The sequence below is a fragment of the Burkholderia sp. E168m23 genome (genome assembly GCF_016586125.1).
In the GTDB taxonomy this organism is placed as follows: Bacteria; Pseudomonadota; Gammaproteobacteria; order Burkholderiales; family Burkholderiaceae; genus Burkholderia; species Burkholderia orbicola.
On record NZ_BCPP01001325.1, the window covers coordinates 1 to 1,428 of the forward strand.

The 1,428-nt window shown below is 63.4% G+C and carries 2 pseudogenes; one reads left to right on the forward strand and one right to left on the reverse strand.

Going from position 1 to position 1,428, the window contains the following annotated elements:
- A pseudogene (gene glyA, locus JMF90_RS36955) lies at positions 1–521 on the reverse strand (serine hydroxymethyltransferase); the annotation flags it as partial.
- 355 nt (positions 522–876) lie between these two features.
- Between glyA and JMF90_RS36960 the strand changes: the two are divergent.
- A pseudogene (locus JMF90_RS36960) lies at positions 877–1,359 on the forward strand (AraC family transcriptional regulator); the annotation flags it as partial.
- Between the last annotated feature and the right edge of the window lie 69 nt (positions 1,360–1,428).

Sequence of the window (1,428 nt, forward strand, 5' to 3'; positions counted from 1 at the left end):
AGGTTCGGCTTGTGCTCGTGGGCAAGGGCCTCGACCTGGTCGTAGTCGATGCGCAGCGTGTCGCGGTTCACGCCGTACTGCACGGCATTGAACCACTTGCCCGACAGCGCCGGCTTCGCGCCGTGCGTCAGGTGGCCGCCGGCATCCAGCGACATGCCGAGCACCGTGTCGCCCGGCTTCGCCAGCGCGAGCATCACCGAGCCGTTCGCCTGCGCGCCCGAGTGCGGCTGCACGTTCGCATAGCCGGCGTTGAAGATCTGCTTCACGCGGTCGATCGCGAGCGCCTCGACTTCATCGGCGAATTCGCAGCCGCCGTAGTAGCGCTTGCCGGGATAGCCTTCCGCGTACTTGTTGGTCAGCACCGAGCCCTGCGCCTCGAGCACGGCGCGCGACACGATGTTTTCCGACGCGATCAGCTCGACCTGCGACTGCTGACGCTCGAGTTCCTTCAGGATGGCGCTGCGCACCGGCGCGTCGCGCTCGGCAAGGGGCTGCGAGAAGAAAGGCTGGGTGTTCGACATAGTGCGTCCGTGACGAAGAATAAAGGGCTGCAACCGAAGCTCAAGGCCCGCCGTGCCTGGGTTTCCCATGCTTCCAGTGCAAGGCTGCCGACGGCTCTATTCTTGTCGTTCGGATTTTCGGCGGATTGATGAATTTAGACGCGTTCTTTGCCTTTTCCGCCATGCACGTCCGTTTTATACAAGTGACCGGTCGTGCTTTTCGGTATGACCGCCGGAAACGGTGCGGGCTGTTCACCTATGGACACGCACACCGGCAGTGCGTTTGCCGCACGTTCGCGTGCGGCGTCTCCCGGATACGGTGCAGTGCAACAACGGCCCGATGCCCAGACAACGTATGGAGCTAGGGTTTAGCCGTATGGCACGCTTGTTGCACTCGCTCACACAATACCGCAGCCCGATCCGTGCCCCGGGCCAAAAGCTATTAGAGATTCAAGGAACGCTCCCCATGTCGCCCGACCGCACAGCGTCGCTGTCCCACTTCGCGTTCATGCCGTTACCGAACTTCACGATGATCGCGTTCACCAATGCGATCGAGGTGCTTCGGATGGCGAACTACCTGAGCGGTCAGCCGCTCTACCGCTGGTCGGTGATCAGCCCGGACGGCGGCCCGGTCACGGCGAGCAACGGCCTCACGGTCGACACGGGCCCGGCCGAATGCGCGGGACAGCCCGACATCGTGTTCGTGTGCGGCGGCGTCGACGTACAGCGCGCGACCACGCCCGCCCATCTGTCGACCCTGCGCCGCTTCGCGCGCTCGGGCATCCCGCTCGGCAGCCTGTGCACGGGCACCTATGCACTCGCGAAATCGGGGCTGCTCGCGGGCTACGCGTGCGCGATCCGTAATAACTTCGTATAGCATACATTATACGAAGTTATACGAGGTGCTCGATGTCCGGCAGCTTCAGCG